Annotated in this window: 12 protein-coding genes and 1 pseudogene; 6 read left to right on the forward strand and 7 right to left on the reverse strand. The window is 70.9% G+C overall.

Translation table 11 applies throughout. The features are described from left to right. The first annotated feature begins 56 nt into the window (after positions 1–56). Complete coding sequence (locus AQJ67_RS28645; RefSeq protein ID WP_079056236.1) at positions 57–512, forward strand: GNAT family N-acetyltransferase; 456 nt, start codon at positions 57–59, stop codon at positions 510–512. Here AQJ67_RS28645 and AQJ67_RS28650 read toward each other — a convergent pair. After that, positions 493–1,005: pseudogene (locus tag AQJ67_RS28650) on the reverse strand (FAD-dependent monooxygenase); the annotation flags it as partial. The gene AQJ67_RS28645 and the pseudogene AQJ67_RS28650 sit on opposite strands and share 20 nt — an antisense overlap. 142 nt (positions 1,006–1,147) lie before the next feature. Here AQJ67_RS28650 and AQJ67_RS28655 point away from each other — a divergent pair. Further along, positions 1,148–3,274 (forward strand): NACHT domain-containing protein, encoded by a 2,127-nt coding sequence (locus AQJ67_RS28655; RefSeq protein ID WP_159058841.1) that lies wholly within the window; start codon positions 1,148–1,150, stop codon positions 3,272–3,274. On the opposite strand, the gene AQJ67_RS28660 is transcribed toward AQJ67_RS28655, so the two are convergent. Beyond that, positions 3,248–3,967, reverse strand: a complete 720-nt coding sequence (locus AQJ67_RS28660) for a hypothetical protein (RefSeq protein ID WP_062722203.1) — start codon at positions 3,965–3,967, stop codon at positions 3,248–3,250. The genes AQJ67_RS28655 and AQJ67_RS28660 overlap by 27 nt on opposite strands. A 300-nt stretch (positions 3,968–4,267) precedes the next feature. On the opposite strand from AQJ67_RS28660, the gene AQJ67_RS28665 reads away from it, so the two are divergent. Beyond that, positions 4,268–5,224, forward strand: coding sequence for a hypothetical protein (locus AQJ67_RS28665; RefSeq protein WP_062722204.1), 957 nt, complete (start codon positions 4,268–4,270; stop codon positions 5,222–5,224). 27 nt (positions 5,225–5,251) lie between these two features. Here the strand turns inward: AQJ67_RS28665 and galK are convergent, their stop codons facing one another. The 3 genes from galK to galT all read right to left on the reverse strand — a co-directional run bounded on the left by galK (position 5,252) and on the right by galT (position 8,513). Continuing rightward, the gene (gene galK, locus AQJ67_RS28670; RefSeq protein WP_062722205.1) at positions 5,252–6,415 is read right to left on the reverse strand and encodes a galactokinase; all 1,164 of its coding nucleotides are present in this window, start codon (positions 6,413–6,415) and stop codon (positions 5,252–5,254) included. Positions 6,416–6,492: 77 nt separating this feature from the next. Further along, a complete protein-coding gene (gene galE, locus AQJ67_RS28675) occupies positions 6,493–7,455 on the reverse strand; it encodes a UDP-glucose 4-epimerase GalE (protein WP_062722206.1) in 963 nt (320 codons plus the stop codon). Continuing rightward, positions 7,452–8,513 (reverse strand): galactose-1-phosphate uridylyltransferase, encoded by a 1,062-nt coding sequence (gene galT / locus AQJ67_RS28680; protein WP_062722448.1) that lies wholly within the window; start codon positions 8,511–8,513, stop codon positions 7,452–7,454. Before galT ends, galE begins: the two co-directional genes overlap by 4 nt. A 199-nt stretch (positions 8,514–8,712) precedes the next feature. On the opposite strand from galT, the gene AQJ67_RS28685 reads away from it, so the two are divergent. Next, on the forward strand, positions 8,713–10,410 hold the full coding sequence (locus tag AQJ67_RS28685) for a sodium:solute symporter family protein (RefSeq protein ID WP_062722207.1): 1,698 nt from the start codon (positions 8,713–8,715) through the stop codon (positions 10,408–10,410). Positions 10,411–10,429: 19 nt separating this feature from the next. Further along, positions 10,430–10,768, forward strand: coding sequence for a hypothetical protein (locus tag AQJ67_RS28690; protein WP_062722208.1), 339 nt, complete (start codon positions 10,430–10,432; stop codon positions 10,766–10,768). A gap of 369 nt (positions 10,769–11,137) precedes the next feature. Here the strand turns inward: AQJ67_RS28690 and AQJ67_RS28695 are convergent, their stop codons facing one another. Further along, positions 11,138–11,806: a DUF4328 domain-containing protein gene (locus tag AQJ67_RS28695; RefSeq protein ID WP_062722449.1), complete on the reverse strand. Its 669-nt coding sequence runs from the start codon at positions 11,804–11,806 to the stop codon at positions 11,138–11,140. A 360-nt stretch (positions 11,807–12,166) separates the two neighbouring features. Further along, positions 12,167–12,859, reverse strand: coding sequence for a helix-turn-helix transcriptional regulator (locus tag AQJ67_RS28700; RefSeq protein ID WP_062722209.1), 693 nt, complete (start codon positions 12,857–12,859; stop codon positions 12,167–12,169). 736 nt (positions 12,860–13,595) lie between these two features. Between AQJ67_RS28700 and AQJ67_RS28705 the strand changes: the two genes are divergently transcribed. Next, the gene (locus AQJ67_RS28705) at positions 13,596–14,018 is read left to right on the forward strand and encodes an SseB family protein (protein ID WP_244190622.1); all 423 of its coding nucleotides are present in this window, start codon (positions 13,596–13,598) and stop codon (positions 14,016–14,018) included. Positions 14,019–14,035 lie beyond the last annotated feature (17 nt).

A 14,035-nucleotide genomic window follows, 5' to 3' on the forward strand; every position in this document is an offset into this window, starting at 1 on the left:
ACGGCCGGGTGGCGGGAGCGGAAGGTAATTTGCAGAACTGGTTGGCCGACGCGTTTATGGTGAGCCGCATGTTTCGTCTGGAGACAGAAGTCGACAAATCACGGCACGATCTGCTCCGTCGGCGGTTGCGGGACACCAACACCGCGGCCTCCCCGATCCTGCGCGCCCTGCGCGGAACCCCAGGTGAACGCGAACGTCCGCTCCAGGTCTGGGCGTTGGACGACGCCGGCGCAGTGGCGGGCGGACTCGTCGGTCACACCTGGACCACCTGGCTCCATGTCACGTACCTCTGGGTCGACGAACACCACCGCGGCGCCCGCCTCGGTTCGCGACTGCTCGCGCACGCCGAGCGCGCGGCCCGCGACGAACGGGGCTGCACGGCCGTACGCCTGGAGACGTGGGACTTCCAGGCGCCGGAGTTCTACAAGAAGCAGGGGTACGACGTGGTGTGCGTGATCCCGGACTATCCGCCGGGGATCACGGAGTACACGCTCACGAAGCGGCTGGGGTGAGCCGCGGGGGCGGCCAGGCGTGGTGGCGCAGCAGGCCGTGCTGGGCGAGGGCGAACGGGGTCAGGCGGACGGCCGCGTCGCGTACGGCGACGGCGACCGGGTGGGTGAGCCGGTGCCCCATGCGCCCGGCCCGCCGCGCGGCCCGCGCGACCGCCTGACTGCGGGGGGCGTCGCTCGGCGTCGTAGCGGGCGAGGGCCTGCTCGGCCGTGGGCTCGGTCGTGAGCGCGGCGGCCAGGACGACCGCGTCCTGAAGTGCTGGCAGGCGCCCTGCCCGAGGTTCGAGGTCATGGCGTGGGCGGCGTCGCCGAGCAGGGCGACCCGGCCGGCGGTGTAGGACGGTAGCGGGACGGCGAGTTCGTGGACGTCGTGGTGGAGGACGTCGGTGGGGCGGGTGGCCGCGAGGAGGGCGGGGACGGGGTCGTGCCAGGTGCCGAAGCGGCGGCGTACGGCGTCCAAGGGGGCGGAGTACCGCTTCAACGGGCGACCGGGCGGAGGGTGGCGCGGGGCGAGGTCGAAGGGCTGGTGGTGGCGGCTCTTCGGGGGGCCGGGGAGGAACCGTGCCCCGGATCCCCTCCGCGCCCCGATGATCCGTCACCCTATGGACGGCCAGGTTGAGTTGGGATTTCATGACTGCATGACAAGCAGAGAGCGGTGGACCATGGCTCTCTGGCTGGCCGGGATCGCCGTGGCCGTCTGGGCGGTGATCCGGTTCGGACTGGAGCCGGTGACGGCGGCCCTGGGGATCGGCGGGACCCTGCTGATCGCCTCACCGGCCAGATCCCTCGTCCAGCGCACCTGGGCGTGGAACGCCGAGCGCAGCGAGGGTGAACGGCTCGACGCCGCCGCGGCCGCGTTGAACCACGCGGTCGAGCGGCACTGGACGACCGAGGCCGGCCGCCGCAAGCAGCATCTCGCGGTGGACCGCATCCCCGTGCTGTGGGACACCGTCCGTGAACCCCGCTCCCGCACGCCCGCCGGCACCCCTGCTGGTGCCCCGTCGACCCGGCACGGCACGCTCGACACCCTGATCGACGACTACCTCGCCCGCCCCTCCCGCCTGGTCGTCGTCGGTGACGCCGGCTCCGGCAAGACGGGCCTGTGCGTCGATCTGACCCTCGCGCTGTGCCGCCGGGGCGACCTGCGACGCATCCCCGTGCTGCTCCAGTTGTCCGCGTGGGACCCGGAGACGAGCTTCCAGGACTGGATCGTCCGCCGTCTCACCGAGGACTACGGCTTCCTCGGCGACACGACGAAGTACGGCAGCGGCGCGGCCAGGGAACTCCTCGTCCACCGCCGGCTGCTGCCGCTCCTCGACGGCCTCGACGAACTGCCTCCCGAGGCGCGGGGCCAGGTGCTGCGCGCGCTGCGGGAGAACACACACCTGCCGACGGACACCGTCCTGACCTGCCGTACGGAGCAGTTCCACGCGACGACGGCCGAGGAGCCCCTGCCGGACACCCGAGTCGTACGGCTGCTGCCCGTCGCCGCCGAGGACACCGTCACGTATCTGGAGTCCCACTTCCCCGACGACCTGGAGCGCTGGGATCCGGTCCTGCGCAGTCTGCGCAGCGATCCGACGGGACCGCTGGCCACCGCCCTGTCCCGGCCGTTGATGCTGTTCCTGGCCCGTGCCACCTACCAGCCCCGCGGCAGCACCCCGCGTGACCTGCTGGACTCCGGTCGGTTCGGTACGAGCGAGGCGATCGAGGCGTATCTGCTCGACATGTTCGTCCCGGTCCTCTTCGAGTCACCGCCCGTGGGGGCCGACGACGGCAATCCGGGGCGGCCCGCCCGCTACTGGCCGGCGCCCGCGGCCCTCGGGTACCTCCGGTTCCTCGCGTCCCGGCTGGACTCCCGGCGCCGCGACGGCGAGCACGGTGCCGCGGACCTGAGCTGGTGGGAACTGCGCGGGCTGGCCGGGGTGCCCCGCTACCCGTTCGTCGTGGTCCCCGGTGTGATCGGCACGGTGAGCTGCTGCCTCCTCGGCCTGCTGCTGTTCGGTCTCTTCGGGCGGCCCGCGTTCGGCGCCCTCTTCGGCGCGGGCGTCGGCGTCGTCTTCAGCCCGCTCCTCGGCCTGCTGCGCACCGAGCCGCCCCGGCGCTTCGTGCCCCGCCGCACCGCACAGCAGCCCCGGCTGGTCCTGCGCCCCCTGCTGCTCGACCTCGGCTTCGGCCTGATCGGGCTGGTCACCGGCGGTCTGATCGCCGGACTGCTGTACTCGGTGACGTACGGGATCGCGGCCGGGCTCGCCTTCGGTGTCGTCTTCGCGACCGCGCGCCGGTTCACCCGCCCCACCGAGCCGAAGCACGCGATCACCCCGCGAAGGTCACTGCGGGACGACCGGGACGCGGTGCTGTACGCGTGGCTGTTCGGCTCCCTGGCGGGTGCGGCCGTGGGCGGTTTCCTCGCCACGGCCGGGATCCACAAGGCGCGCTACGACCTGGTGTTCTCGGCCTCCGCAGCGACGACGGGCGTGGTCGGCGCCCTGGTCGGCGCGCTGCTCGCCGGGGTCGGGCTCGGCATGGTGGTGCTGTCGACCAGCGCCTGGGGCCACTTCAACACGGCCCGGTGGTGGCTGGCCTGGCACCGCCGTACGCCCTGGCACCTGGTGACCTTCCTCGACGACGCGTACCGGCTGGGCGTGCTGCGCTCCACGGGCGCGCACTACCAGTTCCGGCACGCCAGCCTCCAGCACCACCTGGCCGCGGACCGTCCGACGGGCTCCCCGGACCCCCTAGCCGATCAGTCGGCCGCCGGCTGACGAGTCGGCCGGTGCGGCGGGCAGCCCGTCGGGCGACGCCGTGAAGAGCAGGGGTTCGCCCAGGACCCAGAAGGTGGTGCGGCTCGGCCAGTACCCGCCCTGCCGGCCGGGCGGGGTCTCGGCGTGGTAGGCGGCGGTGGGGAAGCGGACCCTGCCGCAGGGCAACTGCCGGTCGGTGACGACCAGTTCGACGTCCGTGAGGTCCGCGTGCGCCGCCGCGAGCGCCTCGTACTGCCGGCCGGGCAGCGCGAACCGGAACTCGACGGTCACCTTGGACGACCGGCCCGACTTCCGTTCCGCCGTCTGCCGGGCGAGGAGTTCGCGTACGTCCTCGCGGGACGCCAGCTCGTAGCCCGACTCCTCCCAGCGTCCCTGCCCCGGCCCCTGCCGGTGCCGCACCGTGCAGCGCACGACCTCGAACCAGGTGTCCCGCAGGGCCGCGGTCTGCCCCGCGAGCCACCGCTGCTCGTACTGGCGCTGCCGCTTCTCGGTCCGGCCCAGCGCGAACACCCGGGCCAGCAGCCACAACGCCAGTGCCGCGGCGGCCCACGTCAGGTACGGCCGCGCCCCGGGGCCGACCGCGAACTGCGCGGCGGCCCAGAGCACCAGGATCAGGGCGAAGCCCCGCCGCGTCGACCGTTGCGCCTCGGCGAAGCGGGGCGTGCGCAGCCGTACGAGCAGCGCTCTGGCCACGGCCGCCGGTCGTGAACCCGGTGGATACAGCGGTACTTGCAGGTCAGGCCGTGGCACGGCGCCCCGACGGCCGCCGGGCGGGCCTGACGGTTCGACTGCTCCTGGTGAAGTCTCCACATCCGACCGTCCATTCCGGACCGGTTGTTCCCCCGTTTAGACCGTACCCGAACGCCGCGCGGCCTCACCCCCTGTCGGACGCGCGAGGGGCGCACGGCGCGCATCCGGATGGACTACGCGCGCTGGGCCACGGTAAGGCTTCACGGCATGGGGGAGGCCAGGAGCGACACACGACGTGATGCGGTGGCGGTCTTACGGTGTGCGGTCGCGGCGCGGGGCTGGGGTTCGCTCGTCCGGTTCCTGTGCGTCGACTCCCGGCAGTTGGTGCCCGCGTACGACCGTGCGGTGCTCCCGCTCGTCGAGCGCACCGTGCCCGACGCCGAGGAGCGGCGCCGGATCCACGCGACCCTGCTCAGCACCGGCGTGAAGGTGGGCTTCGCCCTGTGGGGATACGCGTCCATGGCCCGCGTGCCCTTCGACGCCGAACTGACCGTCCTGGGCAGCTCGTTCACCCGCCTCTACGACGACCTCGTCGACCACGGCGACCGCGCGGGCCTGGACACGGACCTGGCCTCGCTGTTCGCGGGCGAGCCCTTCGCCCCGCACAGCCGCCTGGAGGAACTGCTGCTCCTGCTGCACGACGCCATCGCCGTACGCCTGCCCCACCCGCCCGACGACCCGGTCCATCCCGTCCTGCGGGAACTGCACACCTTCCAGCTGCGCTCCCGAGCCCAGCGCGACCCGGGCCTCCCCCTGCCGGAGGTCCTGGAGATCACCAGAGGAAAGGGCGGCCTCGGCATGGTCGCCCTGCTCTCCTTGCTCCGCCCCGGCATGTCAGCGCCGGAACGCGCCCTGCTCACCGAGCTGGGGTACGTCTTCCAACTCCTCGACGACCTCCACGACCTCCCCCTCGACCGCGCCGAGGGCCTCACCACCAGCGCCACCCTGCACGCCTTCTCCCTCACCGACCTGGCCACCCGGATCCAGCGCCTGCGCGCCCGCTTCCGCGCCCACTACGGAACCGCGGACCCCCTGACCGCCCACCTGGCCCTGACCCTCGTCGGCGCACTTCTGGCACCCCACCGCGGGCCGGCCCGCCCGGACCGCCCCCGCCGCCTTCCGAGGACGGGTGCGCTCCCTCTGCTCTTCTCCCGCGCGGGAAACATCCGCCCGGGCACGAGGACGGGGCCGCTCCCTTAGGAACGGCCCCGACCTCCACGCCTCGACTCAGCCGACCCGCCGGGCCCCCGCCGCCGGTACCGCCTCGAAGACCCTCGGTGCCGTGAACCCGGCCGCCGCGAAGGCCTCTTCGACCGCCTTGGTGACGGTCTCGACGTCGGTCGCCTCCGCCAGCACGATCGCGGAGCCGCCGAAGCCGCCGCCCGTCATCCGGGCGCCCAGGGCGCCGGCCGTGTTCGCCGCCCGCACGACGAGGTCCAGCTCGGGGCAGGAGACCTGGAAGTCGTCCCGCAGCGAGGCGTGGCCCTCGGTCAGGACCGGGCCTATCGCCCGGGTCTCACCGGACTCCAGCAGGGCGACGACCCGCTCGACGCGCTGGTCCTCGGTGACGACGTGGCGCACCAGGCGGCGCACCTCCTCGTCGTCGCCGAGCCGGTCGAGCGCCGCGTCCAGGTCGTCGTAGGCGACGTCCCGGAGCGCGTTCACGCCGAGCAGCGCCGCGCCCTTCTCGCAGCCCGCGCGGCGCTTGCCGTACTCGCCCTCGCTGTGGGAGTGCTTGACCTGGGTGTCGACGACCAGCAGGCGCAGCCCCAGGGCCGCGAGGTCGAAGGGGATCTGCTTCTGGGAGAGGTCCCGGGTGTCGAGGAACAGGGCGTGGCCGGCCTCGCAGCACGCGGACGCCGTCTGGTCCATGATCCCGACCGGGGCGCCGACGTACATGTTCTCGGCGCGCTGGCACAGCCGGGCCAGCTGCCAGCCCTTCTGGCCGAGGTCGTACAGGTCGTTGAGCGCGAGCGCGACCACGACCTCCAGGGCCGCCGACGACGACAGACCCGCGCCCGCCGGGACCGTCGAGGACAGATGGATGTCGGCGCCGGTCACCGCGTGCCCGGCGGCGCGCAGTGCCCAGACCACACCCGACGGGTACGCCGTCCAGTTCCGGTCCGACTCGGGTTCGAGCTCCTCGACGCGCAGCTCGACCACCCCGCCCTCGACGTCCGCCGAGTGCAGGCGCAGCACGCCGTCCTCGCGTCGTGAGACCGCGGCGAGCGCGGTGTGCGGCAGTGCGAACGGCATGACGAAGCCGTCGTTGTAGTCGGTGTGCTCGCCGATCAGGTTGACCCGGCCCGGCGCGGCCCACACTCCTTCCGGCTCGGCCCCGTACAGCTCCTTGAACCGCTCGGCGACCGCGGCTGCCGTGTCGACGCTCATCCCCTGACCCTGACCTTCCCTGCTGTACCGGCCGCAGCGGCCGTGGAACGTACGGCCGTCCGTACCGGCCGTAGAACTTAACCTGCGCGCCGCTGCGTGAACTCCCACGCGTCGGCGACGATCCCCGCGAGGTCCGCGCGGGACGGGTTCCAGCCGAGCCGCTCGCGGGCGGTGTCGGCGGAGGCGACCAGGACGGCGGGGTCGCCGCCGCGGCGCGGGGCCACGACCTCGGGGATCGGGTGCCCGGTGACCTGGCGGACGGTCTCGATGACCTGGCGGACGGAGAAGCCGTTGCCGTTGCCGAGGTTGCAAATGAGGTGCTCGCCGGGCTTGGCGGCCTTCAGCGCGAGCAGGTGGGCCTCGGCGAGGTCGGCGACGTGGATGTAGTCGCGCACGCAGGTGCCGTCGGGCGTCGGGTAGTCGTCGCCGTAGACGGAGATCGCGTCGCGCCTGCCCTGGGCGACCTGGAGGACGAGCGGGATGAGGTGCGACTCGGGGTCGTGGCGCTCACCGCAGTCGCCGTAGGCACCGGCGACGTTGAAGTACCTCAGTGACACGGCGCCGAGTCCGTGGGCCGCCGCCTCGCCGGTGATCATGTGGTCGACGGCGAGCTTGGAGGCGCCGTACGGCGAGGTCGGAGCCGTGGGGTCGGTCTCGGTGATCGGCGTGCTGACGGGCTCGCCGTACGTGGCCGCCGTCGACGAGAACACGAGCTTGCGCACGCCCGCCTCGCGCATGGCGCCGAGCAGCGCCATGGTGCCGCCGACGTTGTTGTCCCAGTACTTTTCGGGCTTCACGACCGACTCGCCGACCTGCGAGAACGCGGCGAAGTGCAGCACGGCGTCGAAGGAGGAGTCGAGCCACTTGGCGGCGTCGCGGATGTCGCCCTCGATGAAGGAGGCCCCGGCCGGCACGCCCTCGCGGAAGCCGGTGGAGAGGTTGTCGAGCACGACGACCTCGTCACCCGCCTCCAGCAGATGCTGGGCGACCACGCTGCCCACATAGCCGGCGCCACCGGTGACCAGGTACTTCCCACTCATGAACTCGCTACCTCTCGCAGTCGCTCGGCCGCGCGCTCCGGCGGCACGTCGTTGATGAACACACTCATGCCGGACTCGGAACCCGCGAGAAACTTCAGCTTGCCGGAAGTGCGGCGAATGGTGAAAAGCTCAAGGTGAAGCGCGAAGTCGTCCCGCACGACACCCTCGAAGTCCTCCAGCTGCCCGAACGGCGCCTGGTGCCAGGCGGCGATGTACGGCGTCGGAGGCTCGCCTTCCCCGAAGATCCGGTCGAAGCGCCTCAAGAGTTCCAGATAAACCTTGGGGAACTCTGAGCGCGCCTCCTCGTCGAGCGCGAGCAGATCGGGCACCCGGTTCCTCGGGTACAGGTGGACCTCGTACGGCCAGTGCGCGGCGTACGGCACGAAGGCCACCCAGTGTTCACTCTCCAGGACGACCCGCTCGTCGGCGAGTTCACGCTCCAGGACGGCATCGAAGAGGTTCTCCCCGCCGGTGGCGTCCTTGTGCGCGGCGACGGAGCGCAACATCAGGGCGGTGCGCGGCGTGGTGAACGGGTAGGCGTAGACCTGCCCGTGCGGATGCCCCAGGGTCACGCCGATCTCGGCACCGCGGTTCTCGAAGCAGAACACCTGCTCCACGGAAGGCAGAGATGACAGCTCTGAGGTCCGGTCGGTCCACGCGTCGAGCACGAGCCGCGCCTGCTCCTCGGTCAGGTCGGCGAAGGACGCGTTGTGGTCGGAGGTGAAGCAGACGACCTCGCAGCGCCCGGAGTCGCCGGCGAGCGAGGGGAAACGGTTCTGGAAGACGACGACGTCGTACGACGAGTCGGGGATCTCGCTCAGCCGGTCGCCCTGGGAGGGGCACAGCGGGCACTCGTCGGCCGGCGGGTGGTAGGTCCGCCCCTGCCGGTGCGAGGCGATGGCGACACTGTCGCCGAGCAACTCGTCCCGCCGGACCTCGGACGTCGTGACGGTCCGGTCCAGCGGACGGCGGTCGACGGCGTCCCGCACGGTGTCGTCGCGCAGGTCGTAGTAGACGAGCTCACGACCGTCGGCCAGCTGGGTCGAGGTCTTCTTCACGGCGGACTCCATTCGAGCCACTCAGATCTTCCGAGACTCCTCCGAGCCTCCATCAAACATAACCAAACACAGAAAAACACAACTCACCACGAACGTCAACATCACAATCAAACAAAGAGCATCACTCGACGTGTTCAATTACTGAACGCAACCGCGTAGGTTCCGCTCTGTATCGGTTCGCGCAACGAAGCGAGTACTTATGCAAACCCCCACACAAACCCCCACCTACCTCGCCGCCGAGCTACGGCTCCCCACGAACTGGCTCGACTACACGCTGCTGGGCATCTACTTCGTCGTCGTCCTCGGCATCGGCTTCGCGGCCCGCCGCTCGGTGAAGACCAGCCTCGACTTCTTCCTCTCCGGCCGCTCCCTGCCCGCCTGGGTCACGGGCCTCGCCTTCATCTCCGCCAACCTGGCGGCGACCGAGATCCTCGGCATGGCGGCGAACAGCGCGCAGTACGGCGCCTACACGGTGCACTGGTACTGGATCGGCGCCATCCCGGCCATGGTCTTCCTGGGCCTGGTGATGATGCCCTTCTACTACGGCAGCAAGGTCCGCTCGGTACCGGAGTTCCTGCTCCTGCGCTTCGACAAAGGGGCACACCTGCTCAGTTCGATCCTGTTCGCCTTCGCGGCGATCCTGATCGCGGGCGTGAACCTCTACGCCCTCGCGATCGTCGTCGAGGCCCTCCTCGGCTGGCCCCAGTGGGTGGCGATCGTCGTGGCGGGCTTCTTCGTCCTGGCCTACATCACCCTCGGCGGCCTGTCCTCGGCGATCTACAACGAGGTCCTGCAGTTCTTCGTGATCCTGGCGGCCCTGATCCCGATCACCGTCCTGGCCCTGAAGAAGGTGGGCGGCTGGGACGGCCTGACCGAAAAGCTGACCCAGTCCCACGGCGACGACTTCGTCACCGCGTGGGGCGGCACCGGCATCGGCGAGGCGAACCCGCTCGGCGCGAACTGGCTGACCATCGTCCTCGGCCTCGGATTCGTCCTCTCCTTCGGCTACTGGACGACGAACTTCGCGGAGGTCCAGCGCGCCCTGTCCGCGAAGAACCTCTCAGCGGCCCAGCGCACCCCGCTGATCGCGGCGTTCCCCAAGATCTTCATCGTGTTCCTGGTGATGATCCCCGGTCTGGCCGCCGCGGCCCTGGTCCCCGGCTTCGGCACGGAGGAGTCGGGCTACCAGTACAACGACGCCATCCCCTACCTCATGCAGGGCCTGCTCCCCAACGGCGTCCTCGGCATCGCGGTGACCGGTCTCCTCGCGGCCTTCATGGCAGGCATGGCGGCGAACGTGTCGTCCTTCAACACGGTGTTCACGACGGACATCTGGGCGAAGTACGTGGTGAAGGACCGCGAGGACGCCTACTACGTCCGCTTCGGCCGCCTGATCACGGCGATCGGAGTCCTGGCATCCATCGGAACGGCCTTCCTGGCCTCCTCCTTCTCCAACATCATGAGCTACCTCCAGACCCTGTTCTCCTTCTTCAACGTGCCGATGTTCGTCGTCTTCGTCGTCGGCATGTTCTGGAAGCGGGCATCCATGAAGTCAGGCTTCTGGGGCCTCCTGGCGGGCACGACGGCCGCGATGATCAACTACTTCGTCCTCTACAAGCAGGACGTCATCAGCATCCCCTCCGACCAGGGCGCGAACTTCGTCTCGGCCATCGCGGGCTTCGTGGCCGGCGCGGTCGTCATGGTGGCCGTCTCTCTCTTCACGGCGCCCAAGCCGACGGAGGACCTCCAGGGGCTGGTCTACGGCACCCGTTCCCCCGGCATGGCCGAGCCGCCGGCCGAGGGGGACGACGCGTGGTACCGGAAGCCGGCGCTGCTGGGCTGGGGCGCGGTGGTGCTGGCGGCCGCCTGCTACATCCCGTTCTCGTTCTCGCTCTGACGCCGGAGGCCGACCGACCATGACAGACAACTCCGACCACCCCCGCCACCCCGGCTACTCCGGCTACTCCGAGAAGGACGTCCAGCGCGAGGTCACCGAACTGGAGAGCAAGTCCGAGACCGCCGCCCGGCTGTTCGACATCCGGCGGATCATCGGCGGGCTCTTCGTGATCTACGGCGTCATCGTCACGATCGTCGGGCTCACGGACGACGACGCCGCGATCGACAAGGCCGAGGGCGTCAACATCAACCTCTGGACCGGCCTCGGCATGCTGCTCCTCGGCCTCTTCTTCCTGACCTGGCTGAAGCTGCGGCCCACGGCGCCGCCGCCGCCCAGGACGGACGACGAGACCCCCTGACCGCCCGGCGGGGGCGAGCCAGAACTCCCTCGCCCCCGCCGCCCCTACCCGTCCCATCCCCAGGGGCTCCGCCCCTTCGACCCCGCCAGGGGGCTCCACCCCCTGCACCCCCATCGGCCTGAACGGCCTCGTCCTCAAACGCCGGACGAGCTGGAAGTGCCCGGACCGGCGTAGCACCCTGCGGGTGGGCGCGGGCTAGGGACGGCCTCGCGCTCGAACCCCGGCCGACCGAAAGATCCGAACCGGCACAGCCCCCTGCGGATGGGCGGGGGCTGAGGATGGGCTTGTTCTCGAACGCCGGAGGGGCTGGGGGTATTTGGGGTGGCGTCGCCCCCTGCGCGTGGGCGGGGGGGCTGAGGGCGGTGTCGACTACTTCTGCACTACTCCGCCGGCACCGGTGAGCTGTACGGCGGAGACGGCGCGGACGACGAAGATGCCGGCCACGGCGGCGCCGATGACGGCCGTGTCCGAGGCGAGGAGCATCCACAGGTCCGTGTAGGCGCGGACGATGAGCTGGTCGGTGTCGTCGCCGTACATCAGGCCCACCCCGCTGAGGAGCCCGATCAGCCACAGGCCCCACCACACGTTCAGGGAGCGTGGCAGCCGCTCGCCCGGGGCGCTGTCCTGGTGGGCGTCCGCCACGATGCCGCGCGGAATCCACAGGTTGACGATGGGGATCAACCAGCCCGCGTAGAGCCAGAAATCGGAGTACCGCGGCTTCCGCCCGGACAGGCTGCGGGCGTTGTCACGCACCTTGCCCAGCCACAGCAGGAAGACGATCGCGCAGACCAACGTCGCGCCACCGCCCACAGCGCTGACCAAGTGGTACGAGTCCTCCAGCGAGGTCAACGGCCGGTGCACACCCTCCCCCTGGTCCGGTGGCCCGGAGGCAGGTTCCCCGGTCACGGCGAGCCGGATCTCCCAGACGGCCCGTAGGGCCCAGACGGTCCCGGACAGGGCAAGGCCGGCAACGGCGAGCCGGGCCGCGCCGCGGACAGGGCTCAGAGCAGGTGTGGGGGGAGTTATGTGATCGTTCACCGGGTCATCTTCGCCGACGCCGAGCACCGTCCACCAGACGGCTCGCCCGCCCCGGTGGCCCCACGAACCCGCGGCCGCCGACGGCGAGAAGGGGACGCGCCGGGGGGTGTCCGCCCGCAGAGTCCGGTGTCAAGGAACAGGGTCTCTCGCGCAAGTCCAAGCACCGGACCGAGGACGGACACCCCCCGACACGGCCCCGACCCACCCACTCACCAAACCGCGCTACGCGAACCCCCACCGGACAGGCACAGGCCGCCGCAGGCATGGGCCCGAGCGCACACCCGGGGCAAGCCCCCGCCGCACCCACCCACCGAACCCGCTACACGCACCCCCGCCCCACCGCACGTGCCGCCGCAGGCATCACGGCTCAACCGGCGGCGCCAACGGCACCGGACCGGCCCGGTCCAGCAACCCCGTCCGAGCCGCCAGCGCAGCAGCCTCCAGCCGCGACCCGACGCCCAGTTTCATCAGCACCCGTTGGACATGCGTACGCGCAGTCGACGGCGCGATCCCCATCCCCGCGGCGATCAGCCGGGTGTCCTCACCGTCCGCGACCCGGACCAGGACCTCGACCTCCCGAGGGGTGAGCATCTGCAGCAACCGCTGCCCCTCGTCGTCGGGTTGGGCCGCCGGGTTGAGCAACTCGCTGAAGGCGCCCTGCAGAAGAGAGGGCGCCACGGCCGCCTCCCCCGCCCGAGCCTTCATGATCGCCCGCTCGACGCCCTCTATACGTTCGTCATGCCGCACATAGCCGGAGGCCCCCGCCGCGAACGCCGCCGCGATCCCGCGAGGACTCGGCACCGGCCCCAACACCAGCACAGCCACCTGCGGCCGCTCCCGCTTGATCTTCACCACCGGATCGAACATCCCCGGCTCCGCGGGCGAAGCGGTCCCCAGCAGACACACCTCGGGCGCCCGCGTGATCACCAACTCCGCCGCCCCCGCGGCCGGCGCCGCCGCGGCCAGCACCCGGTGCCCCCTCAGCTTCAGCGCCGAGGCCAACGCCTCCGCGAGCAATCGGTGGTCGTCGACCACCATGAGCCGCACTCCCATCGAGAAACCCCCCAGTCCCCCAAGTCCCCTCCACACGGACAGAAGGAGCCCCCCTGCTCCCCCGCCCTCATGCCCCCGGAAGCTACACGCTTGTTCGACGTTGCGCTCCCCCTACTGGTGAGAAGTGCCCCGGAACGACGGTCTTCCCGCGCACTGGGATCCCTGCGCGGGAAGATTTGGTAGGCCCCCACTTTGGATGGCGTCCCGACATAGGTGTAGCCGATCAAGCAAGCAGAATGCCCAGGCCACATCCCCAATAGCCCATGCTGGCGCCGACGTTGCAGCTCAGTCGCCGAGACAGGCGGGGATTGGCGAGTCACATGGGGTACGCGGCGGCAGGGCCGGGCCGGGCCGGAGGCAGCGGCCGCGTTTCTGTGTGCACGTCCAGACCACCATGCCCGCCAGCCGAAACGGGATTCAGCCCGGAATGCCGCGGCCGTCCCGCAGCGCCGGGAGTTCGTAGGGGGGCGCCTCGATGAATCGAGCGTCTCGATGAATCGTGCGTGGGGACCGGGGATGCCTTTCGCAGGTGTGTTCCTCCCGTGTCGGAGAGAGGCCGCTCGATTCCTTCGGCGGTTTGCTCAAGCCAAGTACGTGTAGACACACCTGAACTGCTTGGAACACTGCCAGACCTCTGAGTTACAGTACCGATTTGCGTCAGCGGTGATCAAAGTCGATCGGATTCTTGCCTGAAGCTGTGCGCATGCCAAGCGGTGAATCGACGACGGGGGCCGACGTGAGCGCCGACGCATTGCGGCTGCTACTGACGGATCTGGCGGAGACCGGGCACGGCGATCTGAGGGCGGCGGTGGGGGAGTTCCGGCGTAGCGAGGTGCGGGTGCCGGTGGAGGACGACTCGGTCGTCTCGGTGGAGGCGGGCGGTATTCGCTGGCTCTTCGCGTTCACGGATGATGCGGCGCTGGCACGTTTCGCCGAGGCGCGAGGGGAGACGCTCGATGAGCGCGTCCTGGTGTACGGCGCATGGCTGCTGGACCGGGTGATCCCGCGCGTAGGTGGGCCAGTCGGGATCGCGGTGGATGCGGGCAGCGCCACAGGCATGGCCCTGCCGCCCGCGGCGGGCATCGTGCCGGATTCGGCGGTTGCGGTGGCAGTGCCGGTCGCCGTGGAGGGTACGGGTGTGCGGGGGGCGGGCGCGTGAGTGGGAGTGGTTATCGG

Source organism: Streptomyces caeruleatus, assembly GCF_001514235.1.
In the GTDB taxonomy this organism is placed as follows: Bacteria; Actinomycetota; Actinomycetes; order Streptomycetales; family Streptomycetaceae; genus Streptomyces; species Streptomyces caeruleatus.

Coding starts and splice junctions, on each gene's coding strand:
- AQJ67_RS28645 (WP_079056236.1), top strand. CDS start 57: ATGGTGAGCCGCATGTTTCGTCTGGAGACAGAAGTCGACAAATCACGG.
- AQJ67_RS28655 (WP_159058841.1), top strand. CDS start 1,148: ATGACAAGCAGAGAGCGGTGGACCATGGCTCTCTGGCTGGCCGGGATC.
- galK (WP_062722205.1), bottom strand. CDS start 6,415: ATGAGCGTCGACACGGCAGCCGCGGTCGCCGAGCGGTTCAAGGAGCTG.
- galE (WP_062722206.1), bottom strand. CDS start 7,455: ATGAGTGGGAAGTACCTGGTCACCGGTGGCGCCGGCTATGTGGGCAGC.
- AQJ67_RS28685 (WP_062722207.1), top strand. CDS start 8,713: ATGCAAACCCCCACACAAACCCCCACCTACCTCGCCGCCGAGCTACGG.
- AQJ67_RS28690 (WP_062722208.1), top strand. CDS start 10,430: ATGACAGACAACTCCGACCACCCCCGCCACCCCGGCTACTCCGGCTAC.
- AQJ67_RS28700 (WP_062722209.1), bottom strand. CDS start 12,859: ATGGGAGTGCGGCTCATGGTGGTCGACGACCACCGATTGCTCGCGGAG.